Source organism: Delftia sp. WSY_12 (assembly GCF_043104645.1).
Lineage (GTDB): Bacteria > Pseudomonadota > Gammaproteobacteria > Burkholderiales > Burkholderiaceae_C > Comamonas > Comamonas tsuruhatensis.
The window spans coordinates 343730-369236 of the sequence record NZ_JBICKW010000003.1 but is presented as its reverse complement, the minus strand read 5'-3'; the positions used below and the strand labels follow the sequence as shown (position 1 = coordinate 369236).

Sequence of the window (25507 nt, the reverse complement as noted above, 5' to 3'; positions counted from 1 at the left end):
GGAGACAAAGCAATGGCAACCAGACAACCGCGCGCGCCCTCGCGCCGCACCGCCCTGGCCCTGTGCCTGGCGCCCTGCCTGACCATCTGCGCCGCGACGGCGGCCCAGGCCCAGGCCCCCCAGGAGGACAAGTGGCCCACGCGCCCCGTGCGCATCGTGGTCGGCTTCCCTGCAGGCTCGTTCACCGACACCATTGCACGCGCGCTGTCCGAGCCGCTGAGCAAGTCGCTGGGCCAGCCCGTGGTGGTGGAGAACAAGCCCGGCGCCAACGGCGCCATCGGCGTGGGCGAGGTGGCGCGCGCCGCGCCCGACGGCTACACCCTGCTGGTCACCAACTCCAGCAGCATCACCATCAACCCCCAGATCTACAAGAAGATCACCTACCGCGCCAAGGACTTCGCGCCCATCACCATGGTGCTGGATGCGCCCTTCATCCTCACCGTCAACCCCGAGTGGGCGCAGAAGCACCAGATCCGCTCGGCCAAGGACGTGATCGCATTCGCCAAGGGCCATCCCGACAAGCTCAGCTACGGCTCGGCCGGCCCCGGCAACATCGCCCACCTGGCCTATGCGGCCTGGAGCAACCGCACGGGCGTGAAGACCACGCATGTGCCCTACAAGAGCGCATCGCAGGCGCAGATGGCCGTGCTCAGCGGCGAGCTGGACACGCAGTTCGACACCTGGAGCGCGCTGCCCCACATCGCCAGCGGCAAGCTCGTGGCGCTGGCCGTCACCGCGCCCCGGCGCATGCAGCAGCTGCCCGAGGTGCCCACCATGGCCGAGGCCGGCTATGCCGATTTCGACGTCACCTTCTGGGCCGGCCTGCTGGCGCCCGCAGGCACGCCGCCGGCCATCGTCAACCGGCTCTACGAGGCCTCCAGGGGCGTGCTGCAGGACGCCCGCATCCGCGCCGTGCTCAGCAGCCAGGGCGAGCCCGTGATGATGCCGCCCGCGCCGTTCGGCCAGCGCATCGCCAAGGAAGTGGCCGACTGGGGCCAAGTCATCCAGCGCGAAGCCTTGTCTTTGGATTGATGAGGTACGCATGTCTCTGTTGCAAGCACTGAACCCCCGCTCCGTCGCCATCCTTGGCGCATCCGACAACCCCATCAAGGCCGGTGGCCGGCCCATCGACTACCTGCGGCGCCATGGTTTCGCAGGCCGCATCCTGCCCGTCAATCCCAAGCGCGCCGAGGTCCAGGGCCTGGCCGCCTACCCCTCGCTGCGCGCGCTGCCCGAGGCGCCCGATGCCGTGGTCATCAGCCTGCCCGGCGAGGACGTGGCCGCCGCCATCGACGACTGCGTGGCCGTGGGCGCGCGCCTGGCTGTGATCTATTCCTCGGGCTTTGCGGAGCTGGGCGAGGAGGGCCGCCGGCAGCAGGCCGACCTGGTGGCGCGGGCGCGCCGTTCGCCAGGCGGCGGGCTGCGACTGTTCGGCCCCAACTGCCAGGGCGTGGCCAACTTCGCCACGGGCGCCATCCTCAACTTCTCGACCATGATCAACGAGAACGCGCCGGCCGACGGCCCCGTGGCCATCGTCAGCCAGAGCGGCGCGGGCGCGGCCATTCTCTACGGCGGCCTGCGCCGCGCGGGCATCGGCGTGCGCTACATGCTGTCCACGGGCAACGAGGCCGATGTCTGCGCGGCCGAGGCCGTGCGCGCCGTGGTCGAGGATGAAGGCATCCGCCTGGTCGTGCTCTACATCGAGACGCTCAGGCAAAGCGCCTGGCTGGCCGAGGCCGCGCGGCTTGCCCATGCGCGCGGCGTCACCATCCTGGCCGTGAAGGCCGGCCGCACGCGCGCAGGCCAGGCCACGGCCAGCTCGCACACGGGCGCGCTGGCGGCCGAGGACGCGCTGGCCGATGCCTTCCTGCGCCAGCACGGCATACCGCGCCTGGCCGACTTCCGCGAGCTGATCGACTACGCGCCGCTGTTCCTGTCCCAGCCCGCGCCGCGCGGTCGTCGCGTGGTCAGCATCAGCAATTCGGGCGCCACCTGCGTGCTGTCGGCCGACGCGGCCGAGGAATACGGGCTGGCCCTGGAGCCGTTCGATGCCGCCACGCTGGACGGCCTGTCCCAGGCCCTGCCGTCCTATGTCACGGCGCGCAATCCCATCGACATGACCACAGCCCTGCTGGGCAGGCCGCAGACCTTTGGCGACACGCTGCGGGCCTTGTCGGGCAGCGGTGCGGCGGACCTCGTTCACGTGGGCTTCCCGATCGGCGGCGAGGGCTATGACTTCGCCGACTTCGCGGGCCAGGCCAGCCGCTTTGCGCGCGATACCGGCGTGCCCATTGCGGTCAGCGTCAACCAGGACTGGGTGGCCCAGGCCTTCCAGGACCAGGGCGTGCCCACCTTCTGGAGCGAACGCGCCGCCATGCGCGGCCTGGCGCTGCTGGCCGAGCAGGCCGGTGGCAGGCAGGCACAGGTGCCGTCTGCCGAGGCATCGGTGCCGGTGGCGGCCTCCCGCTCCCTCACGCTTGACGAGCCCTCCAGCCTGTCCGAACTCGCCCGCGCCGGCCTGCCGGTGATGCGCCATCTGGTCTGCAGGAGCGAGGACGAGGTGCGCGCCGCCATCGAGTCCCTGCCACGGCCCCTGGTGGCCAAGGGCGTGTCCGCCGATCTCTCGCACAAGTCCGAGCATGGCCTGGTGCGGCTCAACATCCGCGAGGCGGAGCAGGCGCTGCAGGCCTTTGGCGACTTCGCCGCCACGCTGGCCCGCCTGGGCGCGGCCGATGGCGGCCTGCTGCTGGGAGCCCAGCACAGGGCCGACTTCGAGCTGGCGCTGGGTGCCCATGTGGATGCCGAATTCGGCGTGGTGGTCATGGTCGGCCAGGGCGGCGTGCTGGTGGAGGCGCTCAGGGACGTGCAGTTCCTTGTCGCCCCCTTCAGTGCGCGGCAGGCGCTGGATGCCCTTGCGCGCCTGTCCATCGCCCCGGCCTTTGCGGCCGTGCGCGGCATGCCGGCCGTGGAGCTGGACGCCGTGGCCGCCATGATGGTGAGGCTGGGCGACTGGATGCTGGCCCAGGGCGGGCGCGTGCAGTCGGTCGATGCCAATCCCGTGCTCGTGGCGCGCGGCGCACAGGCGCCGGTCATCGTCGATGCGGTGGTGGCCGTGGCCGCCGCGCCAGCGGTCTCCTCGGAGGCGGCATGAGCGGCGCCCCGCACCCCATCCGCCGCGTGCTGGTCGCCAACCGGGGCGCCGTGGCCGCACGCGTGATCCGCACGCTGCGGCGCATGGGCCTTGAATCCGTGGCCGTGTACTCCGAGGCCGATGCCAGCCTGCCCCATGTGCGCGCGGCCGACCATTCCGTGTGCATAGGCCCTGCGCCCGCCGCGCAAAGCTATCTGGACCAGGCGCGGCTGCTGCAGGTGGCGCGCGAGACCGGCGCCGATGCCGTGCACCCGGGCTACGGCTTTCTCTCCGAGAACGCGGAGTTCGCCGAGGCCGTGCAGCGCCAGGGCCTGTGCTTCATCGGCCCCTCGCCGCACTGGATACGCACGCTGGGCCACAAGACCCAGGCGCGGGCCTTCATGGCCGCCCAGGGCATGCCGCAGGCGGCCAGCTCGGCCGTGCTGCACAGCGTGCAGGAGGCGCAGGCGGAGGCGGCGCGCATCGGCTTTCCCGTGCTGGTCAAGCCCGCAGGCGGGGGCGGCGGCATCGGCATGCTGCCCGCGCACGATGCACCGCAGCTGGAGGCCGCCTGGTCCAAGGCCAGCGGCATGGCCGCCAAGTACTTCGGCACGGCCGAGCTGTACCTGGAAAAGCTGATCGAGGCGCCGCGCCACATCGAGTTCCAGGTGCTGGCCGACCGCCATGGCGAGGTGCGCGTGCTGTTCGAGCGCGACTGCTCGGTGCAGCGCCGCCACCAGAAGGTGGTGGAAGAGGCCCGCCCCGCAGGCATTCCCGCGCAGGCCCTGGCCGACATGCGGCAACTGCTGGCCGGCCTGCTGGCGCGCACGGGCTATGACGTGATCGGCACCGTGGAGATGCTCTACACGCCGCAGCACGGCTTTGTCTTCCTGGAGATGAACACGCGGCTGCAGGTCGAGCATGCGGTGACCGAGGAGATCACGGGCATCGACATCGTCGAGGCCCAGATCCGCCTGGCCGCCGGCGAGCGCATGCGGGAGGTGCTGCCCGCCGAACCCGTGGCCCGCGGCCATGCCATCGAGGCGCGCATCTATGCCGAGGACCCCGTGCGCTTCCTGCCCTCGCCAGGGCGCCTGGACCGCTTCGAGATGCCCCAGGGCGAAGGCCTGCGCGTGGAGACCGGCTATGCCCAGGGCTGCAGCGTCACGCCCTTCTACGACCCCATGGTCGCCAAGCTCGTGGCCCATGGCAGCGACCGCGCCCAGGCCATCGCACGGCTGCGCCAGGCACTGGCGCAGACCCGCATCGAGGGCGTGAAGACCAACATCCCCTTCATCGAACGCATCCTGGGCCACGCCGATTTCCTGGACCTGCGCATCGACACCGGCATCGCCCAGCGCGTACTGGCCCCCCTTTGAAAGCCCTACCCATGACCACCACCCCGAACCTGATCACAAGCCCCATCGCCGGCCTCGTGGCCGCTGTGGAAGCCGCCGAAGGCGGCACCGTCGCCCTGGGCGACACCCTCATCATCGTGGAGTCCATGAAGATGGAGATTCCCGTGGAAAGCGAGGTGGCAGGCGTCGTGCGCCGCATGCTCGTGGCCGTGGGCGAGCCGGTGGCCGAAGGCCAGGCGATTGCGGAGATCGGATGAACGCCGTTGGAATCTCCACCACCCCGGACCTGGAGGCCGCCGCGCTGGCGCGCGGCTACTTCGGCATCGACGTGCCCTTCATGTCCCACATCGGCCTGGAGCCCGTGAGCCTGGCGCCCGGCCTGGCGCGCACGCGGCTGCCCATGCGCCCGCACCTGGCCAACAGCCGGGGGCATGGCCATGGCGGCGCGCTGATGAGCGCGCTGGACTTCACGCTGAGCGCGGCCGCGCGCTCGTCCAACCCGCTGGGGCTGGGCGTGGTGACCATCGAGATGAGCACGCATTTCCTGGCATCGGCCACCACCGACCTGCTGATCGAGGCCCGCGTGCTGCGCGCAGGCGCGCGCACCGTGTTCTGCGAGGGCAATGTGCTGGACAGCGCGGGCCAGGCCGTGTGCACGGCGCGGGCCGTGTTCAAGCTGATCGCGCTGTAGCCTGGCTTCAGGCGCCGTCGCCTTCGGGCGCCGGCGGCAGCAGATGCTGGCCGATCTGCTGCCAGGCCTTGGCCGCGTCATGCTGGCCGCCGAACATGTGGCAGCTGGCGGCCGTCATGGCCAGGCGGCCGTTCTCGGGCTCCAGGTCGAACGCCAGCTCGCATTGCGCTGCGGCGTTGCGCCACATCACCACGGCGTCTGGCGATTCTTCCTTTTGCAGCGCATGGGCTTCGGCCATCCAGGCCTGGGCCAGGCGAAACGCGCCCTCGGCCTGGTCGGGGTCGGCCTTATGGGCCAGATAGAAATGCTTGCCGGCCTGCTGCCACAGCGCCCGGGCCTGGGCGAAATCCTGGGTGGCGGCCCGCTGTGCCTGGGCCACCAGGGCATTGCCTTCGGCCAGCAGCGTTGCGTAGGAGGAGGGGGCGTCTTGCGTCATGGGGCGCCATTGTGCCGCCGCTCCGGTGCCTGTGTTCAGGCCGGGGAATCGCGCGGCGGGCTCGGGCTGTCGGGCAGTTCCAGGCCGATGCGCGTGAAGCCGCCCTCGGACTCGGCAAAGCAGCGCCCGCCGTGCATGCGCGCGATGGCGGCCACGATGGCCAGGCCCAGGCCATGGTTGCGGTCGGCCTGGCTGCGCGCGGCGTCGGCGCGGTAGAAGCGGTCGAACAGGCGCGGCAGGTGGACGGGATCGATGGCCGGGCCCCGGTTGAGCACCGCCAGCGCCACATCGCCGGCGCCCCCGTGGTGGGTACAGGGCCGCGCGCCGATCTGCACGGTGATGGTGGAGCCGCGCTGTGCATAGCGTGTGGCATTGCCCAGCAGGTTGGACAGCGCCCGGCGCAGCAGCCGCGCATCGACCTCGGCGGCCGCGTCGCCCTGGACGACGACCTGCAGGTCGGCCTCCTGCAGCGCGGCCTCGTGGAAGTCGATGACCTCGTGGGCCAGCGCGGCCAGGCTGGCCCAGGGCGCCAGGCGCGCGCCCTGGCCCCGGTCGGCCTGGGAGAGAAACAGCATGTCGGCCACGATGCCGGCCATGCGCCGCAGGTCCTCCAGGTTGGAAGCCAGCACCTCGCGCAGCTCGGCCTCGCTGCGCGGCTTGCGCAGGGCCAGCTCGCAGCTGCTGATCAGCGTGGTCAGCGGCGTGTTCAGCTCATGGGCCACGTCGGCGTTGAAGGCCTCCATCTGCCGGTAGGCCACGGACAGCCGCTCCAGCAGGGCGTTGAACTGTGCGATCAGCGGCCGCAGCTCCTGCGGCTGCCCGCTGTCGTCCAGGCGCCGCTGCAGGTCCTGGGCCGACAGCTGGCGCGTCTGCTCGGTCAGCTGTCGCAGTGGCGCCAGGCCCAGGCGCACCAGCCAGATGCCGGTCAGCGACACCAGCAGGGCGCCGCCCACGGCAGCCAGGGCCAGCGTCCAGGCCAGCAGGGACAGTTGCCGGTCGTCTTCGGCCCGGTCCAGCGTGAGCTGGGCACGGGCCTGCTGGCCGGAGTCGGCCAGCACGACCTCGAAGCTGCGCTGCAGCGTGCGGCCGGGATTCTTGGGCGTGCGCAGGCGTTCGTAGAGCACGCGGCCCTGCAGGTCGGTGATGCGCAGCGACATCTCGTCCAGGCCCGTGAGAAAGTCGTCCAGCATGTGGGCCAGCCCGGCTTCGTTGTGGGCGCTGCGGCTTTCCGTCATCAGGTGCAGCACGGCCTGCTGCTTGAGGTCCAGCGTCTCGTGCTGGTGCTGCTCCAGCGTCATCGATGCCACCCCGTAGACGGCCGCGCACACCAGGCCCAGGCCCAGCATGGTCTGCAGGGCCAGCCAGCGCGACAGGCGCCGGCCCAGATGGGGAATGTCGGCAGGGGCAACGCTCACGGTGCGCGCGACTCCAGCACATAGCCCATGCCGCGCACCGTGTGCAGCAGCGGCTGCGCGAAGGGCTGGTCCAGCTTCAGGCGCAGGCGGCGCACGGCCACCTCGACCACATTGGTCTCGCTGTCGAAATTCATGTCCCAGACCTGGGAGGCCAGCTCGGTGCGCGACAGCACCTCGCCCTGGCGGCGCAGAAGCAGGCTCAGCAGGTTGAATTCCTTGGCCGTCAGGTCCAGGCGCTGGCCGGCGCGCGTGGCGCGGCGGCGTATCAGGTCCAGCTCCAGGTCGGCCATGCGCAGCGTGGTGGCCTCGGCCGCAGGCTGGGCCGTACCGCCGCCGCGGCGCAGCAGCACATGCATGCGCGCCACCAGTTCGGAGAAGGCAAAGGGCTTGACCAGGTAGTCGTCGGCGCCGCCTTGCAGGCCGCGCACGCGGTCCTCCACCTGGCCGCGCGCCGTCAGCATCAGCACCGGCGTCTGGCGCGATTGGCGCAGCGCCGCCAGCACGGCCAGGCCGTCGATGCCGGGCAGCATGCCGTCGAGCACGATGAGGTCGTAGGCCAGCTCGGTGGCCAGGTGCAGGCCGTCGATGCCGTTGTGCGCGACATCGACCACGAACCCCTCCTCGGTCAGGCCCTTGCGGAGGTAGTCGGCCAGCTTGGTTTCGTCTTCGATGACCAGGACTTTCATGCCGAGCATTGTCGGGGCAGGCAAGGGTTTTCGGAGATGACAAATTTGTCATGTGCCCGACAGCGCCGGGTCGCTGCGCCGCCCTAGACTCGCCGGCATGGGGCAGTCGCGATTGGGGTCAAACGCCATGCCCGACAATCCCGCACTTCTGCCATGCCCTCTTCCATGACCCGGCCCCGTCTTGCCGCCCTTGCCATCCTCGTGATCGCGCTGCTGTTCCAGTGGACCTGGATGGCGGCCGCTGCGCTGTGCCGCCACGACGGGCATGAGACCCGGCACTTCGGCCACCATGTCCATGGCGTGAGCCTGCACGGCATGGGCGCCGAGCGCCATGCGGGCACGGGCACGGATGCCGAGTCCGGCCCGCCTGCGCAAAAGGCCGACCAGGGCCTGCAGTCCTCGCTCAGCGTGGACTGCTCCATGTGCCACGCCTGGGTGGCCGCTGCCACACAGCACTGGCAGGCGGCGCCGGTGGCCCCGCCGCCCGCGCAATTCGCCGAGCCGCTGCGCCGGCATGCCTCGGCCGTGCTGCTGCGCCCCGACCGGCCCCGCTGGCAGGGCTGACGCTCCTGCAGCCGCCGGCCGGGCATTCGGCGTTCATCGCCCTGTTTCGCCCCGGACCGGCATTTTCCAGAAATCCCTTCGCGCGCAGCGGCCCTCGTCCGTGCGCGCCCTGTGGCGTGGGGCCTGATCGACCAAGCGATCACGCCTGATCCGCGCTGCGGGCAAGGAGCCCGTGTATGTCTTTTCCTTCGTCCTTTCCGTCGAGGACAGCCTTCGCACCGTGGGTGCTGGCGGCGCTGGCCGCCTGCGGCGTCGTGCAGGCCGCCGAGCCACCGGCCGATTCGGTGGCGCCACCCGCCTTTGCAGGCGCATCCCTTCCTGATGGCCCGCCGCTGGACCTGCAGCAGGCACTGGTCCTGGCGCTGGACGGCAATCCCGGCCTGCGCGCGGCCCGCCAGGCGCTGGCCGCCACGGAGGGGGCCGTGCTGCAAAGCCAGGCCCGGCCAAATCCCGAGCTGGCCTGGTCGCAGGAGGACACGCGCCGCAGCACCCGCACGCTGACCGTGCAGCTGAACCAGACCCTGGAAGTGGGCGGCAAGCGCGAGGCCCGCATGCGCGTGGCCGAGCGCGGCCGCGACCTGGCCCGCGCCGAACTGGCAGGGGCCGAGGCCGCGCTGCGCGCCGATGTGGGCGCGGCCTTTTTCGGCGTGCTGGCCGCGCAGCAGCGCGTGGTCCTGGCCGGGCAGACGCTGGAGATCGCCAGCAGCGCGCGCGAGGCGGCGGCCCGGCGCGTGGCGGCCGGCAAGGTGGCGCCGCTGGAGGAGACCCGGGCCCGCGTGGCCGAGTCCGGCGCCCTGCTGGAGCAGGCCCGGGCCCGCTCTGCCCTGCGCGTGGCGCGCGGCCAGCTGCAGGCGCTGTGGGGCGAGAGCGTGCGCCCCTTCGGCCAGGCCGAGGGCGCCGTGGACGCGCTGCCCCAGCTGCCGGAACTGGCAGCCCTGCAGCAGCGCATCGAACAGGCTCCCGCCGTGCTGCGTGCGCGCCAGGCGCTGGAGCAAAGCCGCGCCACGGCCGAGCTGGAGCGTGCACGGCGCCTGCCCGATCCCACCGTCAGCCTGGGCGTCAAGCGCGCCACCGAGGTCGGGCGCAACCAGCTCGTGGTCGGCGTCTCCGTGCCCCTGCCCGTGCTCGACAGCAACCGGGGCAACCAGCTGCAGGCCCTGCGCCTGGCCGACCAGGCCGAGGAGCAGTTGCTGGCCACGCGCGTTCAGCTGCAGGCCCAGCTGTTCGAGGCGCGCGAGCTGCTGCAGTCCAGCCGCGAGCAGGCGCGCCAGCTGGCCGAGGAGGTGCTGCCCACGGCGCGCACGGCCTACGAGCTGGCCTCGCGCGGCTTTGCGCTGGGCAAGTTCGGCTACCTCGACGTGCTGGACGCGCAGCGCACCTGGTCCGAAGCGCGCAGCCAGTACCTGGACCAGCTGCTGGCCACGCACCGCGCTGCCGCCGACATCGACCGCCTGCTCGGCACCGAATCCGGCCTCTGATTCCGATAGCAACCTGATTGCATCCAGACCATGAACACCAAGCCCTCCTCCTCCCCCCTGGCACCGCGCCGCACCCTCGTGGCCATTGCCGTCATCCTGGCCGTGGGTGCGCTGGCCGCCACGCTGATCCTGCGCAGCGGCCCGCCGGGTGCCGCCAAGGCCGACAGCCATGGCCACGGGCACAGCGAGGCCGCAGGCCATGCCGATGGCGAGCACCACGGCGCTGCAGCCGGAGATGGCCACAAGCACGACGAAGGCCATGCCGACGATGAGCACCATGAAGATTCCAAGGCGGAAAAAGCCGAGGCCAAGCCCGCCGCCAAACCCGCAGCCACCGCCGAAGCCGGCCATGGCGACGACGAAGGCCTGATCGCCATGGACGCCCAGCGCATGCAGGCGGCCGGCGTGCGCCTGGCCGAGGCCGGCCCGGCCACGGTGCGCTCCGTGCTGCAGCTGCCCGGGGAGATCCGCTTCAACGAAGACCGCACGGCCCACGTCGTGCCGCGCGTGGCCGGCATTGCCGAGAGCGTTCCCGCCAACCTGGGCCAGAACGTGAAGAAGGGCCAGCTGCTGGCCGTGCTCAGCAGCGCCGCCGTCTCCGAGCAGCGCAGCGAACTGCTGGCCGCCAGCAAGCGCCTGGAGCTGGCCCGCACCACCTATGCGCGTGAAAAGCAGCTGTGGGAGGAAAAGGTCTCGGCCGAGCAGGACTACCTGCAGGCGCGCCAGGCGCTGCGCGAGGCCGAGATCGCCGTCTCCAACGCCCAGCAGAAGCTGGCCGCCACGGGCGCCGGTGCCGGCGGTGGTGCGGGCGGGCTCAACCGCTTCGAGCTGCGCGCGCCGTTTGACGGCGTGATCGTGGAAAAGCACCTGTCCGTGGGCGAGGCCGTGCAGGACACCACCCAGGTCTTCACCATCTCCGACCTGCGCAGCGTCTGGGCCGAGATGCGCGTGGCCGCGCCCGACCTGCCCGCCGTGCGCGTGGGCGAGAAGGCCACGGTGCGCGCCACGGCCTTCGACTCCTCGGCCACGGGCGAGGTGGCCTATGTGGGCGCCCTGATCGGCCAGGACACGCGCACGGCCCCCGCGCGCATCACCCTGCCCAACCCCGACGGCGTGTGGCGCCCGGGCCTGTTCGTGAATGTGGAGCTGACGGCATCGTCCCGGCAGGCGCCGCTGGCCGTGGCCACGCAGGCACTGCAGAAGATGGAGCAGCAGACCGTGGTCTTCGTGCCCGTGCAGGGCGGTTTCCGCGCCCAGCCCGTGCGCGTGGGCCGCAGCGATGGCAAGGCCACCGAGGTGCTGGACGGCCTGAAGCCCGGCCAATCCTACGTGGCCGAGGGCAGCTTCATGCTCAAGGCCGAGCTGGGCAAGGCCAGCGCCGAACACAGCCACTGATCGGAGAGTCCATGTTTGAACGCATCATCCGATTCGCCATAGAGCAGCGCTGGCTGGTCCTGCTGGCCGTGCTGGCCATGGCGGGCCTGGGCATCTACAACTACCAGCGCCTGCCCATCGACGCCGTGCCCGACATCACCAATGTCCAGGTGCAGATCAACACCCAGGCCAGCGGCTACTCGCCGCTGGAGACCGAGCAGCGCGTCACCTATCCCATAGAGACGGTGATGGCCGGCCTGCCCCACCTGGAGCAGACGCGCTCGCTGTCGCGCTACGGGCTGTCCCAGGTCACCGTGGTGTTCAAGGACGGCACGGACATCTACTTCGCGCGGCAGCTGGTGGGCGAGCGCATACAGCAGGCGCGCGACAGCCTGCCTGCTGGCATCACGCCCACGCTGGGCCCCATTTCCACGGGCCTGGGCGAGATCTACCTGTGGACCGTGGAGGCCGAGGACGGTGCGAAAAAGCCCGACGGCACGCCCTACACGCCCATGGACCTGCGCGAGATCCAGGACTGGGTCATCAAGCCGCAGCTGCGCAACGTGCCCGGCGTCACCGAGATCAACTCCATCGGCGGCTACGCCAAGGAGTACCTGGTGGCGCCCGCGCCCGAGAAGCTGGCCGCCTACGGCTTCACGCTGGCCGACATCGTCACCGCCCTGCAGCGCAACAACGCCAACGTGGGCGCCGGCTACATCGAGCGCCAGGGCGAGCAGTACCTGATCCGCGCGCCGGGCCAGGTCGGCGGCATCGCCGACATCCGCGAGGTCATCGTGGGCTCGGCCCAGGGCCAGCCCATCCGCATCCGCGATCTGGCCGAGGTCGGCCTGGGCCAGGAGCTGCGCACGGGCGCGGCCACCGACAACGGCCGCGAGGTGGTGCTGGGCACGGTGTTCATGCTGATCGGCGAGAACAGCCGCACCGTCTCGCGCGCCGTGGACCAGCGCATGGCCGAGATCAACCGGGGCCTGCCCCCGGGCGTCAAGGCCATCACCGTCTACGACCGCACCAACCTGGTGGACAAGGCCATCGCCACGGTCAAGAAGAACCTGGTGGAGGGCGCGGCCCTGGTGGTGGTCATCCTCTTCCTGTTCCTGGGCAACCTGCGCGCGGCGCTGATCACGGCGCTGATCATCCCGCTGTCCATGCTGTTCACCTTCACGGGCATGGTGCACTACAAGGTCAGCGCCAACCTCATGAGCCTGGGGGCGCTGGACTTCGGCATCATCATCGACGGCGCCGTGGTCATCGTGGAGAACTGCGTGCGCCGCCTGGCCCATGCGCAAGAGGCGCGCGGACGGTCGCTGACGCGCAGCGAACGCTTCCATGAAGTCTTCGCCGCCGCGAAGGAGGCGCGCCGCCCGCTGCTGTTCGGCCAGCTCATCATCATGGTGGTCTACCTGCCCATCTTCGCGCTCACGGGTGTGGAGGGCAAGATGTTCCACCCCATGGCGCTCACGGTGGTCATTGCGCTGGCCGGCGCCATGCTGCTGTCCATCACCTTCATCCCGGCGGCGATTGCGCTGTTCATGGGCGACAAGGTGGCCGAGAAGGAAAACCGCCTCATGGGCTGGGCACGCCGCGGCTATGCGCCCGTGCTGGCGCGCGTCATGGCCGCGCCCGCCGTGGTGCTCACGGCCGCCGCCGTGGCCGTGGCGCTGAGCCTGCTGCTGGCCACGCGCCTGGGCAGCGAGTTCGCGCCCAACCTCAACGAGGGGGACTTCGCCATCCAGGCGCTGCGCATCCCCGGCACCAGCCTTACGCAGTCGCTGGAAATGCAGATGCAGATCGAGAAGGCGCTCAAGAAGGAGTTCCCCGAGATCGACCGCGTGTTCGCGCGCACCGGCACGGCCGAGATCGCCTCCGACCCCATGCCGCCCAACATCTCCGACGGCTACATCATGCTGAAAGCCCGCAGCGAGTGGCCCGACCCGGCGCGCCCGCGCGATGAGCTGCTGGCCGCCGTGCAGGCGTCGGTGGACCGCATCCCGGGCAACAACTACGAGTTCTCCCAACCCATCCAGCTGCGCTTCAACGAGCTGATCTCGGGCGTGCGCAGCGACGTGGCCGTGAAGATCTTCGGCGACGACATGGCCGTGCTGGAAAAAAGCGCCCAGACCGTGGCCGGCATGCTGCAGCAGATCGCGGGCGCCTCCGAGGTCAAGGTCGAGCAGACCACGGGCCTGCCCATGCTCACCGTGCAGATCGACCGCGAAAAGGCCTCGCGCTACGGCCTGAACATGGGCGATGTGCAGGACGCCATCAGCACCGCCATGGGCGGCACCGAGGCCGGCACGGTGTTCGAGGGCGACAAGCGCTTCGACATCCAGGTGCGCCTGCCGGACGCCGTGCGCAACGACCTGCAGGCCCTGAGCCGCCTGCCCATCGCCCTGCCGCGCGGGGCGGACGGGCGCATCGGCTTCGTGCCGCTGTCGGCCGTGGCCACGTTCGAGACCGCGCCCGGCCCCAACCAGGTCAGCCGCGAAGACGGCAAGCGCCGCATCGTGGTCAGCGCCAATGTGCGCGGGCGCGACATGGGCTCCTTCGTGGGCGAGGCACAGCAGAAGCTGCAAGGCCTGTCGCTGCCGCCCGGCTACTGGACGCGCTGGGGCGGCACCTTCGAGAACCTGGAGTCGGCCACGCGCCGCCTGCAGATCGTCGTGCCCGTGGCCCTGCTCATGGTCTTCGTGCTGCTGTTCGCCATGTTCGGCAATGTGCGCGACGGGCTGGTGGTCTTCACGGGCATTCCGTTCGCGCTCACGGGCGGCATCCTGGCGCTGTGGCTGCGCGACATACCGCTGTCCATCTCGGCGGCGGTGGGCTTCATCGCGCTGTCGGGCGTGGCCGTGCTCAACGGCCTGGTCATGATCTCCTGGATCAGAACCTTGCGCGAACAGGGCGCCAGCGTGCCCGACGCCGTGACCGAGGGCGCGCTCACCCGGCTGCGCCCCGTGCTGATGACGGCCCTGGTGGCCTCGCTGGGCTTCGTGCCCATGGCCATTGCCACGGGCACGGGCGCCGAGGTGCAGCGGCCGCTGGCCACGGTGGTGATCGGCGGCATCCTGTCATCCACGCTGCTGACCCTGCTGGTGCTGCCGCTGCTGTACCGGCTGGTGCATCGCAATGATCCGTCGGAAGCCAGCGGCACAGACCCCGCGCCCGCCGCGCCGGCACCTGCCGTGTGACGCGGCGCCCGGGCAGCACCCGGGCGGCCACTTTGGAACCCGCTGCAGCCTGGCTGCAGCGGGTTTCTTCATGCCCGGGATATCCCGGGCCACACATCTTTGCCCATCGATGTGAACCTCGCGCATTTGGCATGGAGCGGCTGCGAGCCCCTGCCTAGAATTCGTCCCACAACAGCAAGGACAACGGGAGGGAGACAAGGCCATGAACAGCCCCGCCAGCGGACAGCACGGCCGTGCCCGCATCGCCGTGGAGAGCCGGTCCATCGACTGCATTCCCGACAGCGAGCGCCACGCGCGGCTCGCCGACCAGGGGCCGTTCTGGTTCCTGGGCAACTTCCACTTCTTCACGCTTTCCATCGGCTTCGTCGGCCCGTCGCTGGGGCTTTCCGCGCCCTGGAGCGCCCTGGCCGGGACGCTGGGCATCATGTTCGGCACGCTGTTCATGGCGCTGCACGGCGCGCAGGGGCCGCAGCTGGGGCTGCCGCAGATGATCCAGTCGCGCGCGCAGTTCGGCTTTCGCGGTGTCACCCTGCCGCTGTGCGCCACGCTGCTGGTGTTCACGGGGTTCAACGTCGTCAACGTCTCGCTCATCATGCAGGGCATGCAGGCCGTGTTCGGCCTGCCGCCCGTGCCCACCGCGTGCGTGGCCGTGGCCGTGGGCGCGCTGCTGGCGGTCTGCGGCCACGATGTGATGCACAAGGCCTTCCGCCATGCACTGGTGCTGGCGCTGCCCCTGTATGCGCTGGCCACGCTGGCGTTGCTGGCAGGCGTGGGCGAGCCCGCCTTGCACGGTCGGTCGGAGCCATTGCCAGGATTCGCATGGAGCGCCTTTGCCGCGCAGTTCACCATCGCGGCCAGCTACAACATCTCCTATGCGCCCTATGTGTCCGACTATTCGCGCTACCTGCCGCGCCACACTGCGCCCCGGCGCCTGATCGCAGCCATCTTCCTGGGTGCATCGCTGTCCGGGGCCTGGATGATCGGGCTGGGCGCCTGGATGGCGCAGCGGCTGCAGGCCGGGGACGCGCTGGCGGCGCTGGGACGGATCGGCACCGGCCTGTTCCCGGGCGCGGACCGGCTGCTGCCTGCCCTGGCCGTCGTGGCCTTCCTGCCCATCATCGCGTTGAACACGTACAGCGCGGCGCTGACCGTGCTCACGGCGGCGGATTCGCTGGGCGGCATGCGGCCCACGCGCGCCGCCCGTATTTTTGCCATCGCGGCGATCAGCGTCGGCATCCTCGCGTGCGTGCTGTCCATCCAGGGCAGCGGCGTGGCACTGCTGCACTCCTTCCTGGCGCTGCTGCTGTACTTCCTGGTGCCATGGACGGCGGTCAACCTCGTGGACTACTTCCTGGTGCGCAAGGGCCGCTACGCCATCGCCGATTTCTTCACGCCACAGGGCATCTACGGCGCCTGGGGCTGGCGCGGCATCTGCGCCTATCTGGGCGGCTTTGCGGCCATGGTGCCCTTCTTCCACATCCACGACGCCACGGACGGCCATGCGGTCTTCGTCGGCTGGGCTGCGCAGCGGCTGGGCGGCGTGGACTTCGCCTGGCTGCCGGGCATTCTCGTCGCCGGCAGCCTTTACTGGGGGCTGGCCCGCACCCTGGATCTGCAGGCCGAGGAGGCCGCCCGTTGCCAGCCGCGGCAGGACAGCCACCTTTTGCATCCCAAGGAGCGCACACCATGACGGAGCACCGCATCCGCATCATCCAGCCCCGTCTGCGTGATGGCGACATTGCCGGCAACCTGGCGATGACGCTGAAGACGATCAGGGCCAGCGCGGGTCAGGCCGACCTGCTGGTCTTTCCCGAAACCTGCATCAGCGGATTTCCCCGGCCCGACAACGTGGCGCAGCTGGCCGAGCCGCTGGACGGCCCCTCGGCCACCGCGCTGCGCGAGGCCGCGCGGCAAGCCGGCGTGGCCGTCGCCATCGGCCTGGCCGAAGCAGACCAGGGCCGCCGCTTCAATGCCGGCCTGCTGATCGATGCCGACGGGCAGGTGCTGCTGCACTACCGCAAGACCATGCTCTACGACTCGGACCAGGGCGTGTTCGAGGCAGGTGAGCGCTGGCCCACATGCGAATGGCGCGGCCTGCGGCTGGGAATGCTGATCTGCTTCGACATCGAGTTTGCGGCACCGGCCCGCGCGCTGGGTGCGCAGGGCGTGGACCTGATCGTGCTGATGGACGGGATGATGCACCCCCACGGCCACATCCATCGCCACGCCGTGCCCGTGCGTGCGATGGACAACCAGTGCTACATCGCCATGGCCAACCGCGTGGGCCCTGGCGACAGCTACGCTTTCAGCGGAGGCAGCCAGTTCGCCGATCCCTTCGGCCAGACGCTGGCGCGCATCGCGGGCGATGCCGAGGGCCTGCTGGACGTGCGCCTGGACCCTCTGGCGCCCGGCCGTGCGCGTGCGCAGTACCGGGGCTGACGAGCGCCGAGGCGCCACCGTGGCGCGGTCATCTGTGTCGGTTGTATGACAGCAATGTCACCATCCTGTGGGGGTGGCGTGGGGGGGCGATTTCTACATTGGAGTCCTCTCCCCGGCGTTCCGCCTTGCGGGGCGTGGGGAGAACGAATCACCAACGTTCTTTGAAAGGGACACACCATGTCGCAACGCCGTTTCACCCCCGCTACCCTGATCGCCGGCCTGGTCGCATCGGCAGCGCTGCTGCTGCCGGGCATGGCATCGGCGGCCGGGTACATCCACCCGGCCAACAACGAGGCGGGTGCCGTCGTCCATCCCGAACATTTCAAGAGCAGCAAGACGCGCGCCCAGGTGACGGCCGAGGCCGAGGCGGCCGTGCGCCAGGGCGGCACCTCGCGCTTCAATGCCGGCGTCTACCCGGCGCCTGCACCGCAGACCGGTGGCGGCAAGACGCGGCAGGAAGTGATCAATGAACTGATCAACGAAACGCCTGCCCAGCGCGATGCACGCCAGCGTGCCATGGGTGGTTGATGCACGTGCGGGGCGATGCAATGCTGCCCCGCAGCAGCCGTATCAGGGGATGACCGACGCGCCGCGCGGCTACGAGCCTGCGGCGCGTTCCGCTTCCTCGGCCTCATGGGCGCGTGCGATGGCCAGGATCACGTCGCGCGCCAGGCGGCGCTTGGGTACGGGAAGGCGCAGGTAGATCTTGAACAGCTCGTTGTCCTCGTAGCCCAGGCCGGCGGACCAGCTGCCCTTGGGCTCACGCACCTCACGCGCCGGCTGCGGCGCGCGCAGGAACTCCTCCAGCGGCACCTGCAACCAGTCGGCCAGCGCAGCAAGTTTCTTGGTGTTGGGCATGGTCTTGCCCAGCAGCCACAGACGCACGCCGTGCTGCGACATGGGCTTGCCCCAGAAGCGTGTGTTGAATTCGCGCTCCAGCACCGAGGGCTTGGCTTCATAGCCACGGGCCTCCAGGGAATCACGTAATTTCTGCGCAAACCGCTGCTTCGCATCCTGCATGCGGGCACGCTATGGGATAAGTCTGATTGTGCAGTGAGTATTGTGAAAAATCACATATCAGGTGTGATTGATAGTTAACATCAAAGACTCAACCAGAAATCACAAGCACAGGAGGGCCCATGCGCTGGCAACGAGTGTGGCTGCTGCCTGCGGGCCTGGCCCTGCTGCTGGGCGGTTGCGGCGGTGACGATGGCGAGGTGCTGACCGTGCGGGCTGCGCCCTGGGGCGCCGCCTCGGGCGTGTCGATAGGGCAGGTGCTGCAGGACAGGTCGGCCTGCGCGCGCAGCAGCTGGCGCAGCGTGGGAGACGGCAGCGGCGGGCGCATCGTCGAGTACGCCTGCGAGCGCGCAGGCGTGCGTGACTACCTGCAGGCCAGTCTGCGCCAGGAGGTCGGGCCACTGCAGCGCGCCGCCGAAAGCGAACAGGCCCGGTTCGAGGCGCGGTTGCGTGGCGAATGGCGTGAGCTGCTCGTGCTGGAGCGGCAGCGGCAGGAGATGCTGCGGCGCCACGCGCAGGAGGCGCAAAGGGATGCCGACCACAGGCAGCGGCACCTGGAGGATCTGCGTGTGCTGGGGGACATGAAGGAGTGCGGCAGCTTCCGTCCGCAAAGCCTCAGTGCCGAGGCCGCGCCGCAGCGCCTGGTGCTGGCAGCCCAGGCCTGTGCGCAGGCCGGGCGCGCGGCCGGGCATGTCTATGCGCGCGAGCGGGAGCGGACGCTGGTGCGGCTGCGCGCGGCCCTGCCGCGCTACGACGAGGCCCGGCTGGGCCGCGAGGCGGCCTTGCAGGCGATGGACCGCACCCTGGAGCAGCAGGAGGCGGCGCTGCGCCGGCTGGAGGAAGACCGCCCCGAGGCGGGCGAGCGCATACGCCGCTCATTGGCCGCGCGCATGGAGGCCATGCGCCTGCGGCTGGGCCAGGTGGGCCGCGTGCGCGAGCTCACGCGCTGGAGCGTGGCCGGCGCACGCGTGGTCTACCTGGACACGGCCCTGGCCATGGAGTGCGGCGTGCGCACGCTGACCGAAGCCACGCCGCTGGACACCCTGGTCGAAGACCTGGGCGAGGGCCAGGCCGTGCCCCGCCAGGGAGGCGCATTGGCCCGGGCGCTTGACGGACTGTGGGCGCGCTGCCTGCAGCAGCCCTGATGGCGGGAAGGACTGCACGGCGCCGGTTGCACGTCGCACGGCGCCGGTTGCACCGCGCCCGTTGCACCACGCCGGTTGCACCACGCCTCAGAATCTCGGCAGGTCCGGGTGTGAGATCTGGCCGCCGCGCACCAGCATCTTTCCGTATTCGGCACAGCGGTTGAGCGTGGGAATCACCTTGCCGGGGTTGAGCAGGGCCTGCGGGTCGAAGGCGGCCTTGAGCGCGAACATCTGGTCGTTCTCGGCCGTGGTGAACTGGGTGCACATGGAGTTGAGCTTTTCCACGCCCACACCATGCTCGCCCGTGACCGTTCCGCCCATGGCCACGCTGGTCTCCAGGATGTCGGCGCCGAACAGCTCGCAGCGGTGCAGCTCGTCGGGGTCGTTGGCATCGAACAGGATCAGCGGGTGCAGGTTGCCGTCGCCCGCGTGGAAGACGTTGGCGCAGCGCAGGCCGTATTTCTTTTCCATCTCCTGGATGGCCAGCAGGATGTCGGCCAGGCGCTTGCGCGGGATGGTGGAGTCCATGCACATGTAGTCGGGGCTGATGCGCCCGCTGGCGGGAAAGGCGTTCTTGCGCCCGCTCCAGAAGCGCAGGCGCTCGGCCTCGCTTTCGCTCACCGTGATGGCCGTGGCGCCGGCGCCGCGCAGCACTTCGCTCATGTGGGCGATCTCTTCCTCGACTTCCTCGGGCGTGCCGTCGCTCTCGCACAGCAGGATGGCCTCGGCCGTGAGGTCGTAGCCGGCCTTGACGAAGTCCTCGACGGCGGCCGTCATGGGCTTGTCCATCATCTCCAGCCCGGCCGGGATGATGCCCGCCGCGATCACGGCGGCCACGGCGTCGCCGGCCTTGCGCACGTCGTCGAAGCTGGCCATGATGCAGCGCGCCAGCTGGGGCTTGGGGATCAGGCGCACGGTGACTTCGGTGGTCACGGCCAGCATGCCTTCGCTGCCGACCAGGATGGCCAGCAGGTCGAAGCCCGGCGTGTCCAGCGCCATGGAGCCGAACTCCACCGGCTCGCCCTCCACCGTGAAGCCGCGCACCTTCAGCACGTTGTGCACGGTCAGCCCGTACTTGAGGCAGTGCACGCCGCCCGAGTTCTCGGCCACGTTGCCGCCGATGGTGCAGGCGATCTGGCTGCTGGGATCGGGCGCGTAGTACAGGCCCAGGGGCGCGGCGGCCTCGCTGATGGCCAGGTTGCGCACGCCGCACTGCACCACGGCCGTGCGGCTGGCGGCATCGACCTGGAGGATCTTGTTGAACTTGGCCAGCGACAGCGTCACGCCCATGGGATGGGGCAGGGCGCCGCCCGACAGCCCGGTGCCTGCGCCGCGTGCGATCACGGGCACCTGGATGGCGTGGCAGGCGCGCAGCACGGCCTGGACCTGGGCCTCGGTCTCGGGCAGGCAGACCACCAGGGGGCGCTGGCGGTAGGCCGTGAGTCCGTCGCATTCATAGGGGGTGGTGTCCTCGGCGTTCCACAGCAGGGCATGCGCGGGCACATGGCGGGCCAGCGCGGCCACGACCTCGGCCTGGCGCCGTGCGCGTTCGGAGGCCGTGGGCTGCTGGTGGGCGGCATCGGCGGCGGCCGACGCCATGGCGCCGGGGGCAGGGCTGGCTGGGGAGCTGGCGGAAGTCATGGGGCCTGACTTTAGGCGATGCCGCCGTCTTTGTGCAGCGGGACTGCGCTGATGTTTATTGCAACGGCGCGTGAAATCCGCGAAATCCGTGAATTCCGTTGTGGGCGCCTCAGCAGGCCATCGCCCTCTTCAACCATTCAGCAAAGGCCGCGCATTCCCAGCGGTCCATGGTGCCGGTGCGCCAGCACAGGTAGTGGGCATGGGGGCTGGCCGTGTCCATGTCGAACAGGCGCACCAGGGTGCCGTTGTCCATCCAGGGTGCGCCCAGCTTGTGGCGCACCAGGGCAATGCCCATGCCGGCCGAGGCCGCGTCGCACATCAGGCCGATGTCGTTGAACTGCGAGCCCTCGTGCGGCTCGGGCCAGTCCAGGCCGGTGGCGCCGAACCAGGTGCGCCAGGGCTCCAGCGGGCTGCGCAGCAGGGGCATGCCTTCCAGGTCCTGGGGCTGCTCGAAGGGGCCATGCTCGCGGATGAAGGCCGGCGAGGCCAGCGGCGTGACCACGTCGCGCGCCAGTTCGATGTGCTCCACGTCGGCGTAGTGGCCGGGGCCGAAGCGCACCATCAGGTCGGCATCCTCGGCCACCACGTCCAGCAGCGGGATGGAGACCTGCAGGGCGATGTCGATCTCGGGATAGGTTTCCGTGAACTGGCGCAGGCGCGGGATCAGGATCACGCGCGCAAAGGTGGGCGTGACCGCCAGCTTGAGCCTGCGGCGGCCCGGCGCCGTCACCTCGCCCGGAAAGCGCTGCAGCGCGCCCAGGCCCTCGCGCACGTGGGACAGGTAGGCGCTGCCTTCGGTGGTGAGCGAAAAGTCCGAGCGGCCGAACAGCCGCGTGCCCAGGATCTGCTCGAGCTGGCGCACGCGGTGGCTGACGGCGCTGGGCGTGACGCACAGCTCCTCGGCCGTCTGCGTCACGCTGCGCAGCCGCGCCAGCGCCTCGAAAGTGAGCAGGCACTGTATGGGCGGGATGCGGCGGGCGCCGCTGCCGGGCGGGGCAAAGCCGCTGCCGGCGGCAAGGGTCACGTTCGCCATGGGCGGCCGGGAGCCGGCTTCAGCGGAAGACCACGGTCTTGTGGCCGTTGAGGATGACGCGGTGCTCGCTGTGCCACTTGACGGCGCGGGCCAGCACCTGGCTCTCGGTGTCGCGGCCGCGGGCCGTGAGGTCTTCCACGGTGTCGGTGTGGTCGGCGCGGGCCACGTCCTGCTCGATGATCGGGCCTTCGTCCAGGTCGGCCGTCACATAGTGGGCCGTGGCGCCGATCAGCTTCACGCCGCGGTCATGGGCCTGGTAGTAGGGCTTGGCGCCCTTGAAGCTGGGCAGGAAGCTGTGGTGGATGTTGATCGCGCGGCCGGCCAGCTTGGTGCACAGGTCGTTGGACAGCACCTGCATGTAGCGCGCCAGCACCACGAGTTCGGCGCCTTCGGCCTCGATGATCTCGAACTGCTTTGCCTCGGCCTGGGCCTTGGTGGCAGCCGTGACGGGGATGTGGTGGAAGGGGATGTTGTAGCTGGCCGCCAGCTGGTAGAACTCGCGGTGGTTGCTGATGATGGCGCGGATGTCCACCGGCAGCAGGCCGCTCTTCCAGCGAAACAGCAGGTCGTTGAGGCAGTGGCCTTCCTTGCTGACCATGAGCACGGTCTTCATGGCTTCTGCCTTGGTGTGCAGGCGCCACTTCATCTGGTACTGGCCGCCCAGGTCGGCCAGGGCCGCCCTCAGAGCCGCGGGATCGCAGCCGTTGCAGGCAAATTGCACGCGCATGAAGAACAGTCCGGTGGCCGGGTCGTTATACTGCGCGGCCTCTTCGATGTTGCCGCCTTGCTCGAGCAGGAAGCCCGAGACGGCATGTACCAGACCGAGCCGGTCGGGGCACGAAAGGGTAAGAATATAGGCTTGGGTCATAGCGGCGCAATTGTCGCAGCATGCACACGACCCTGCGCAAGTCACACGTTCTGGGAACGTTCTGAGGAACCACATGCAAGATCAGGGAGAGCAGCCCCGAATACCGCTCTGGGGCGCATTGACCCTGTATGTGTGCGCAGGTCTGCTGTGGCTCTGGGGCGTGGAATGGCTGCTGGCGCACCTGCAGATACCGCCCGGGCCGGCAGCGCAGCGGCGCATGCTGTCCTCGGTGGCCCTGGTGCTGGTCACGGCCGTGGGCGGCGGCTGGCTGCTGTGGCGCATGCGCCGTGGAGAGCGCACTGCCCATGCCGCGATGGCTGCCGGGCGGGAGGCCGACGAACGCCAGCGCCTGGCCGCCGCCGTGGTGGACAACACCATGGAGGGCGTGGTCGTCACCGATGCGCGCAGCCGCATCCTCTCGGTTAACAGCGCCTTCACGCGGCTGCTGGGCTATACCGAGCAGGAGATGCTGGGCAAGACCCCGCGCATGTTCAAGTCCGGCCGCCACGACAAGGCCTTCTACGAGGCCATGTGGGACAGCATGCAGGCCACGGGCCACTGGCAGGGCGAAATCTGGAACCGCCGCAAGAACGGCGAGGTCTTTCCCGAGCGCATGTCGCTCAGCGCTGTCAAGGACGCACAAGGCAAGGTCACGCACTACGTGTGCATGTTCACCGACATCTCGGCCGAGAAGGCGCGCGAGGCCCAGCTCGAATTCCTGGCCCACCGCGACATGCTCACCGGCCTGCCCAACAGCGTGCGCTTCACAGCGCTGCTGGAAGACGCCGTGGCCGAGGCGGCCGCCGAGCAGGGCACGCTGGCCGTGATGCTGCTGAACATCGATCGCTTCAAGGACGTCAACGACAGCTACGGCCACGCCATCGGCGACCAGGTGCTGCGCCACATCGCCGCCCGTGTGCACGATTCCCTGGGTCCCCAGGACCTCATAGGTCGCATGGCCGGTGACGAACTGGCCGTGCTGTGCAAGGGCATGAGCGAGCGCGGCGACGCCATCGCCCGTGCACGGCAACTGATCGCGGCGGCCGGCCAGCCCTGGAGCTCGCCGGACGGCCTGTCCGTCATGGCCGGCGTCAGCGTGGGCATCTGCATGTACCCCTCCCATGCCGGCAATGCCCAGGACCTGCTGCAGGGCGCGCATGCGGCCGTCTACGGCGCCAAGTCGCGCAGCGGCCGTGCCTGGTGCTTCTTCGAGGAAGACATGACCTCGGCCGCGCGCGAGCGCCTGGCCATGGAGGCACGGCTGCGGCAGGCCATAGACCTGGGCCACCTGCGCCTGTACTTCCAGCCCCAGATCGACCTGGCCACTGGCCGCCTGGTGGGCGCCGAGGCCCTGGTGCGCTGGCTGGACCCGGACGAGGGCCTCATCTCCCCGGCACGCTTCATTCCCGTGGCCGAAAGCTCGGGCGTCATCGGCGCGCTGGGCCTGTGGGTGCTGCGCGAGGCCTGCGCCCAGGGCCAGCGCTGGCGCGATCAGGGCCTGCCCGAGATGACCATCGCGGTCAATGTCTCGCTGCACCAGTTCCTGCTGACCGACATCGCCGGTGCCACCGCCGACGCGCTGGCCGCCACGGGCTTCGCTCCGCACTGCCTGGAGCTGGAGATCACCGAAAGCGCCCTGGCCGAGCGCCCCGAGGAGGCCCTGGCCGTCATGCGCCGCCTGCGCGCCCAGGGCCTGCGGCTGGCCATCGACGACTTCGGCACCGGCTATTCCTCGCTGGCCCACCTCAAGCGCTTCCCGCTGGACCTGCTCAAGATCGACCAGGGCTTCATCCGCGACATCCCGCACAGCGCCGACGACATGGCCATCAGCGGGTCGGTGATCGCGCTGGGGCATGCCATGGGGCTGAAGGTGCTGGCCGAGGGCGTGGAGACGGCCGAGCAGCTGGCATTCCTGCGCGGCAAGGGGTGCGACTTCTTCCAGGGCTATCTGTGCAGCAAGCCCATGCCTGCGCAGGCGTTCGGCGAGTGGGTCTCGGGCAACGAGGGGATGTGGGCCGTGCAGGGGTGAAGCTCAGTCCACCCGACCCGCATCCGCCCGCGGTGCCGGCGGGTTCCTGAACTTCTCGCGCAGCTCTGCGCAGTGGTCCTTGGCGGGCAGGGCATCCGTCTTCTGCAGCCAATCCACATCCGAGGCCTGCGCCACCGATGTCTCCCCCGCCTGCGCCACGGCCACCTTGGCGCCTGCGGCCTCGGGCAGCCAGGTGGGAATGCCCACGCCGCGCAGTACGTGGCCGCGCCCGGCCACCAACAGCACGGTCTTGCCGGGCTTGACTGCGGCCCTGGCCACCTCGGCCATGCTGGCGTCGCGGGCCAGCTGGATGCGGGCCATGGGCGCCAGCTGGGTGTCGGGCAGCAGGCCGCAGTGGCCTTCGCGGATGGCGTCGAGCTGGCGCTGCCAGGCTTCGGGCGGCAGGTGGGTGTCCAGGTTCTGGTTGCGCATGGCCTGCTTCATGTCGGCGCGGGGCAGGTTGCCGCCCAGCACGGGCACGCCTGCGCGCACGGCGGCCATGACCACGCCGCGGTAGCGCGGCCAGGGCCAGGCGGCGTCCTGCCATTGCAGGGCCTGCTGCACAGCGTCCTCGGAGGCATCGCGCGCCAGGCTGGCCGTGGAGCCCGTGCGCGGCGCCATCTCGATCACCAGCGCGGCCAGGCGCTCCTGCGTGGCCAGCTGCTGCACCGTGGCCTGTTGCCAGGCCTGGTGGGCCGCCGCATCGTGCTGCTCGCCCAGCAGCACCAGAGGTGCGTCGGACCAGCGCTGCAGCTGCTGCGTCCAGTCCCGCGCCGGTGTGGAGGAGCTGGCGCAGCCGGCAAGGGCTGCCGCCAGCCATGCGGCCGCAGCCAGGCCGGCAAGGCGCGGGGTGCGGATGAAGGGGCGGGGGATGGAGCGGACTTGCATGGCCCCATGCTAAACACTGGCCTTGCCCGGGGCCCCCATAGGCCCTGTGGGCATTGGGGGCAGTTGAAAGGATCCTAGGAATCGGGGCGGGGGCACGGCGCAAACGGGT

Annotated in this window: 22 protein-coding genes; 14 read left to right on the top strand and 8 right to left on the bottom strand. The window is 70.3% G+C overall.

Annotation, left to right across the window (positions count from 1 at the left end):
- Positions 1 to 12: 12 nt before the first annotated feature.
- Genes ACF8LI_RS01905 through ACF8LI_RS01885 form a run of 5 tightly spaced genes read left to right on the top strand, consistent with a single transcriptional unit; the run spans position 13 to position 5179 of the window.
- Positions 13 to 1032, top strand: coding sequence for a tripartite tricarboxylate transporter substrate binding protein (locus tag ACF8LI_RS01905; RefSeq protein WP_016451976.1), 1020 nt, complete (start codon positions 13 to 15; stop codon positions 1030 to 1032).
- Positions 1033 to 1042: 10 nt separating this feature from the next.
- A complete protein-coding gene (locus tag ACF8LI_RS01900) occupies positions 1043 to 3151 on the top strand; it encodes an acetate--CoA ligase family protein (RefSeq protein ID WP_392411870.1) in 2109 nt (702 codons plus the stop codon).
- The gene (locus ACF8LI_RS01895; protein ID WP_074920747.1) at positions 3148 to 4509 is read left to right on the top strand and encodes an acetyl/propionyl/methylcrotonyl-CoA carboxylase subunit alpha; all 1362 of its coding nucleotides are present in this window, start codon (positions 3148 to 3150) and stop codon (positions 4507 to 4509) included. The genes ACF8LI_RS01900 and ACF8LI_RS01895 overlap by 4 nt, the downstream gene beginning before the upstream one ends.
- Positions 4510 to 4520: 11 nt before the next feature.
- The gene (locus ACF8LI_RS01890; RefSeq protein WP_016446660.1) at positions 4521 to 4745 is read left to right on the top strand and encodes an acetyl-CoA carboxylase biotin carboxyl carrier protein subunit; all 225 of its coding nucleotides are present in this window, start codon (positions 4521 to 4523) and stop codon (positions 4743 to 4745) included.
- Positions 4742 to 5179 carry a PaaI family thioesterase gene (locus ACF8LI_RS01885; protein ID WP_016451973.1) on the top strand — a complete coding sequence of 146 codons (438 nt, stop codon included), beginning with the start codon at positions 4742 to 4744 and terminating at the stop codon, positions 5177 to 5179. The genes ACF8LI_RS01890 and ACF8LI_RS01885 overlap by 4 nt, the downstream gene beginning before the upstream one ends.
- Before the next feature lie 7 nt (positions 5180 to 5186).
- On the opposite strand, the gene ACF8LI_RS01880 is transcribed toward ACF8LI_RS01885, so the two are convergent.
- Genes ACF8LI_RS01880 through ACF8LI_RS01870 form a run of 3 tightly spaced genes read right to left on the bottom strand, consistent with a single transcriptional unit; the run spans position 5187 to position 7716 of the window.
- Complete coding sequence (locus ACF8LI_RS01880; protein WP_016446659.1) at positions 5187 to 5615, bottom strand: hypothetical protein; 429 nt, start codon at positions 5613 to 5615, stop codon at positions 5187 to 5189.
- 35 nt (positions 5616 to 5650) lie between these two features.
- Positions 5651 to 7030 carry a heavy metal sensor histidine kinase gene (locus ACF8LI_RS01875; protein WP_043789226.1) on the bottom strand — a complete coding sequence of 460 codons (1380 nt, stop codon included), beginning with the start codon at positions 7028 to 7030 and terminating at the stop codon, positions 5651 to 5653.
- Complete coding sequence (locus ACF8LI_RS01870) at positions 7027 to 7716, bottom strand: heavy metal response regulator transcription factor (RefSeq protein WP_026062596.1); 690 nt, start codon at positions 7714 to 7716, stop codon at positions 7027 to 7029. The genes ACF8LI_RS01875 and ACF8LI_RS01870 overlap by 4 nt, the downstream gene beginning before the upstream one ends.
- A gap of 153 nt (positions 7717 to 7869) precedes the next feature.
- Between ACF8LI_RS01870 and ACF8LI_RS01865 the strand changes: the two genes are divergently transcribed.
- The 7 genes from ACF8LI_RS01865 to ACF8LI_RS01835 all read left to right on the top strand — a co-directional run bounded on the left by ACF8LI_RS01865 (position 7870) and on the right by ACF8LI_RS01835 (position 17305).
- Positions 7870 to 8280 carry a hypothetical protein gene (locus ACF8LI_RS01865; RefSeq protein WP_223275155.1) on the top strand — a complete coding sequence of 137 codons (411 nt, stop codon included), beginning with the start codon at positions 7870 to 7872 and terminating at the stop codon, positions 8278 to 8280.
- Between the two features lie 176 nt (positions 8281 to 8456).
- Positions 8457 to 9758, top strand: coding sequence for a TolC family protein (locus ACF8LI_RS01860; RefSeq protein WP_392411867.1), 1302 nt, complete (start codon positions 8457 to 8459; stop codon positions 9756 to 9758).
- A 30-nt stretch (positions 9759 to 9788) separates the two neighbouring features.
- Entirely contained in the window at positions 9789 to 11153 is a 1365-nt protein-coding gene (locus ACF8LI_RS01855; RefSeq protein WP_392411865.1) for an efflux RND transporter periplasmic adaptor subunit, read from the top strand.
- Positions 11154 to 11164: 11 nt separating this feature from the next.
- Positions 11165 to 14338 carry a CusA/CzcA family heavy metal efflux RND transporter gene (locus tag ACF8LI_RS01850; RefSeq protein WP_392411863.1) on the top strand — a complete coding sequence of 1058 codons (3174 nt, stop codon included), beginning with the start codon at positions 11165 to 11167 and terminating at the stop codon, positions 14336 to 14338.
- Between the two features lie 202 nt (positions 14339 to 14540).
- Positions 14541 to 16028 carry a purine-cytosine permease family protein gene (locus ACF8LI_RS01845; RefSeq protein ID WP_392411861.1) on the top strand — a complete coding sequence of 496 codons (1488 nt, stop codon included), beginning with the start codon at positions 14541 to 14543 and terminating at the stop codon, positions 16026 to 16028.
- Complete coding sequence (locus ACF8LI_RS01840) at positions 16025 to 16777, top strand: carbon-nitrogen hydrolase family protein (RefSeq protein WP_016451966.1); 753 nt, start codon at positions 16025 to 16027, stop codon at positions 16775 to 16777. Before ACF8LI_RS01845 ends, ACF8LI_RS01840 begins: the two co-directional genes overlap by 4 nt.
- A gap of 177 nt (positions 16778 to 16954) precedes the next feature.
- Positions 16955 to 17305 carry a DUF4148 domain-containing protein gene (locus ACF8LI_RS01835; RefSeq protein WP_016446650.1) on the top strand — a complete coding sequence of 117 codons (351 nt, stop codon included), beginning with the start codon at positions 16955 to 16957 and terminating at the stop codon, positions 17303 to 17305.
- 69 nt (positions 17306 to 17374) lie between these two features.
- Here ACF8LI_RS01835 and ACF8LI_RS01830 read toward each other — a convergent pair whose 3' ends face one another.
- Positions 17375 to 17797, bottom strand: coding sequence for a hypothetical protein (locus tag ACF8LI_RS01830; RefSeq protein WP_016446649.1), 423 nt, complete (start codon positions 17795 to 17797; stop codon positions 17375 to 17377).
- A 119-nt stretch (positions 17798 to 17916) separates the two neighbouring features.
- On the opposite strand from ACF8LI_RS01830, the gene ACF8LI_RS01825 reads away from it, so the two are divergent.
- A complete protein-coding gene (locus tag ACF8LI_RS01825) occupies positions 17917 to 18939 on the top strand; it encodes a hypothetical protein (protein ID WP_026062354.1) in 1023 nt (340 codons plus the stop codon).
- 87 nt (positions 18940 to 19026) lie between these two features.
- Here ACF8LI_RS01825 and ACF8LI_RS01820 read toward each other — a convergent pair whose 3' ends face one another.
- From ACF8LI_RS01820 to purU, 3 genes are all read right to left on the bottom strand, one after another.
- Complete coding sequence (locus tag ACF8LI_RS01820) at positions 19027 to 20538, bottom strand: FAD-linked oxidase C-terminal domain-containing protein (RefSeq protein ID WP_074920736.1); 1512 nt, start codon at positions 20536 to 20538, stop codon at positions 19027 to 19029.
- Positions 20539 to 20689: 151 nt separating this feature from the next.
- The gene (locus ACF8LI_RS01815; protein WP_017405258.1) at positions 20690 to 21613 is read right to left on the bottom strand and encodes a LysR substrate-binding domain-containing protein; all 924 of its coding nucleotides are present in this window, start codon (positions 21611 to 21613) and stop codon (positions 20690 to 20692) included.
- Positions 21614 to 21632: 19 nt separating this feature from the next.
- The gene (gene purU, locus ACF8LI_RS01810; RefSeq protein ID WP_013804418.1) at positions 21633 to 22481 is read right to left on the bottom strand and encodes a formyltetrahydrofolate deformylase; all 849 of its coding nucleotides are present in this window, start codon (positions 22479 to 22481) and stop codon (positions 21633 to 21635) included.
- A 73-nt stretch (positions 22482 to 22554) separates the two neighbouring features.
- Here purU and ACF8LI_RS01805 point away from each other — a divergent pair, with 73 nt between their 5' ends.
- Positions 22555 to 24510 carry a bifunctional diguanylate cyclase/phosphodiesterase gene (locus tag ACF8LI_RS01805; protein WP_016451962.1) on the top strand — a complete coding sequence of 652 codons (1956 nt, stop codon included), beginning with the start codon at positions 22555 to 22557 and terminating at the stop codon, positions 24508 to 24510.
- A 3-nt stretch (positions 24511 to 24513) separates the two neighbouring features.
- Here the strand turns inward: ACF8LI_RS01805 and ACF8LI_RS01800 are convergent, their stop codons facing one another.
- Positions 24514 to 25398, bottom strand: a complete 885-nt coding sequence (locus ACF8LI_RS01800) for a ChaN family lipoprotein (RefSeq protein WP_392411859.1) — start codon at positions 25396 to 25398, stop codon at positions 24514 to 24516.
- Between the last annotated feature and the right edge of the window lie 109 nt (positions 25399 to 25507).

What these genes read in the sequence shown, in the direction of transcription:
- ACF8LI_RS01905 (WP_016451976.1), top strand. Translation starts at nt 13, where the DNA reads ATGGCAACCAGACAACCGCGCGCGCCCTCGCGCCGCACCGCCCTGGCC.
- ACF8LI_RS01900 (WP_392411870.1), top strand. Translation starts at nt 1,043, where the DNA reads ATGTCTCTGTTGCAAGCACTGAACCCCCGCTCCGTCGCCATCCTTGGC.
- ACF8LI_RS01895 (WP_074920747.1), top strand. Translation starts at nt 3,148, where the DNA reads ATGAGCGGCGCCCCGCACCCCATCCGCCGCGTGCTGGTCGCCAACCGG.
- ACF8LI_RS01890 (WP_016446660.1), top strand. Translation starts at nt 4,521, where the DNA reads ATGACCACCACCCCGAACCTGATCACAAGCCCCATCGCCGGCCTCGTG.
- ACF8LI_RS01885 (WP_016451973.1), top strand. Translation starts at nt 4,742, where the DNA reads ATGAACGCCGTTGGAATCTCCACCACCCCGGACCTGGAGGCCGCCGCG.
- ACF8LI_RS01880 (WP_016446659.1), bottom strand. Translation starts at nt 5,615, where the DNA reads ATGACGCAAGACGCCCCCTCCTCCTACGCAACGCTGCTGGCCGAAGGC.
- ACF8LI_RS01870 (WP_026062596.1), bottom strand. Translation starts at nt 7,716, where the DNA reads ATGAAAGTCCTGGTCATCGAAGACGAAACCAAGCTGGCCGACTACCTC.
- ACF8LI_RS01865 (WP_223275155.1), top strand. Translation starts at nt 7,870, where the DNA reads ATGCCCTCTTCCATGACCCGGCCCCGTCTTGCCGCCCTTGCCATCCTC.
- ACF8LI_RS01860 (WP_392411867.1), top strand. Translation starts at nt 8,457, where the DNA reads ATGTCTTTTCCTTCGTCCTTTCCGTCGAGGACAGCCTTCGCACCGTGG.
- ACF8LI_RS01855 (WP_392411865.1), top strand. Translation starts at nt 9,789, where the DNA reads ATGAACACCAAGCCCTCCTCCTCCCCCCTGGCACCGCGCCGCACCCTC.
- ACF8LI_RS01850 (WP_392411863.1), top strand. Translation starts at nt 11,165, where the DNA reads ATGTTTGAACGCATCATCCGATTCGCCATAGAGCAGCGCTGGCTGGTC.
- ACF8LI_RS01845 (WP_392411861.1), top strand. Translation starts at nt 14,541, where the DNA reads ATGAACAGCCCCGCCAGCGGACAGCACGGCCGTGCCCGCATCGCCGTG.
- ACF8LI_RS01840 (WP_016451966.1), top strand. Translation starts at nt 16,025, where the DNA reads ATGACGGAGCACCGCATCCGCATCATCCAGCCCCGTCTGCGTGATGGC.
- ACF8LI_RS01835 (WP_016446650.1), top strand. Translation starts at nt 16,955, where the DNA reads ATGTCGCAACGCCGTTTCACCCCCGCTACCCTGATCGCCGGCCTGGTC.
- ACF8LI_RS01830 (WP_016446649.1), bottom strand. Translation starts at nt 17,797, where the DNA reads ATGCAGGATGCGAAGCAGCGGTTTGCGCAGAAATTACGTGATTCCCTG.
- ACF8LI_RS01825 (WP_026062354.1), top strand. Translation starts at nt 17,917, where the DNA reads ATGCGCTGGCAACGAGTGTGGCTGCTGCCTGCGGGCCTGGCCCTGCTG.
- ACF8LI_RS01820 (WP_074920736.1), bottom strand. Translation starts at nt 20,538, where the DNA reads ATGGCGTCGGCCGCCGCCGATGCCGCCCACCAGCAGCCCACGGCCTCC.
- ACF8LI_RS01815 (WP_017405258.1), bottom strand. Translation starts at nt 21,613, where the DNA reads ATGGCGAACGTGACCCTTGCCGCCGGCAGCGGCTTTGCCCCGCCCGGC.
- purU (WP_013804418.1), bottom strand. Translation starts at nt 22,481, where the DNA reads ATGACCCAAGCCTATATTCTTACCCTTTCGTGCCCCGACCGGCTCGGT.
- ACF8LI_RS01805 (WP_016451962.1), top strand. Translation starts at nt 22,555, where the DNA reads ATGCAAGATCAGGGAGAGCAGCCCCGAATACCGCTCTGGGGCGCATTG.
- ACF8LI_RS01800 (WP_392411859.1), bottom strand. Translation starts at nt 25,398, where the DNA reads ATGCAAGTCCGCTCCATCCCCCGCCCCTTCATCCGCACCCCGCGCCTT.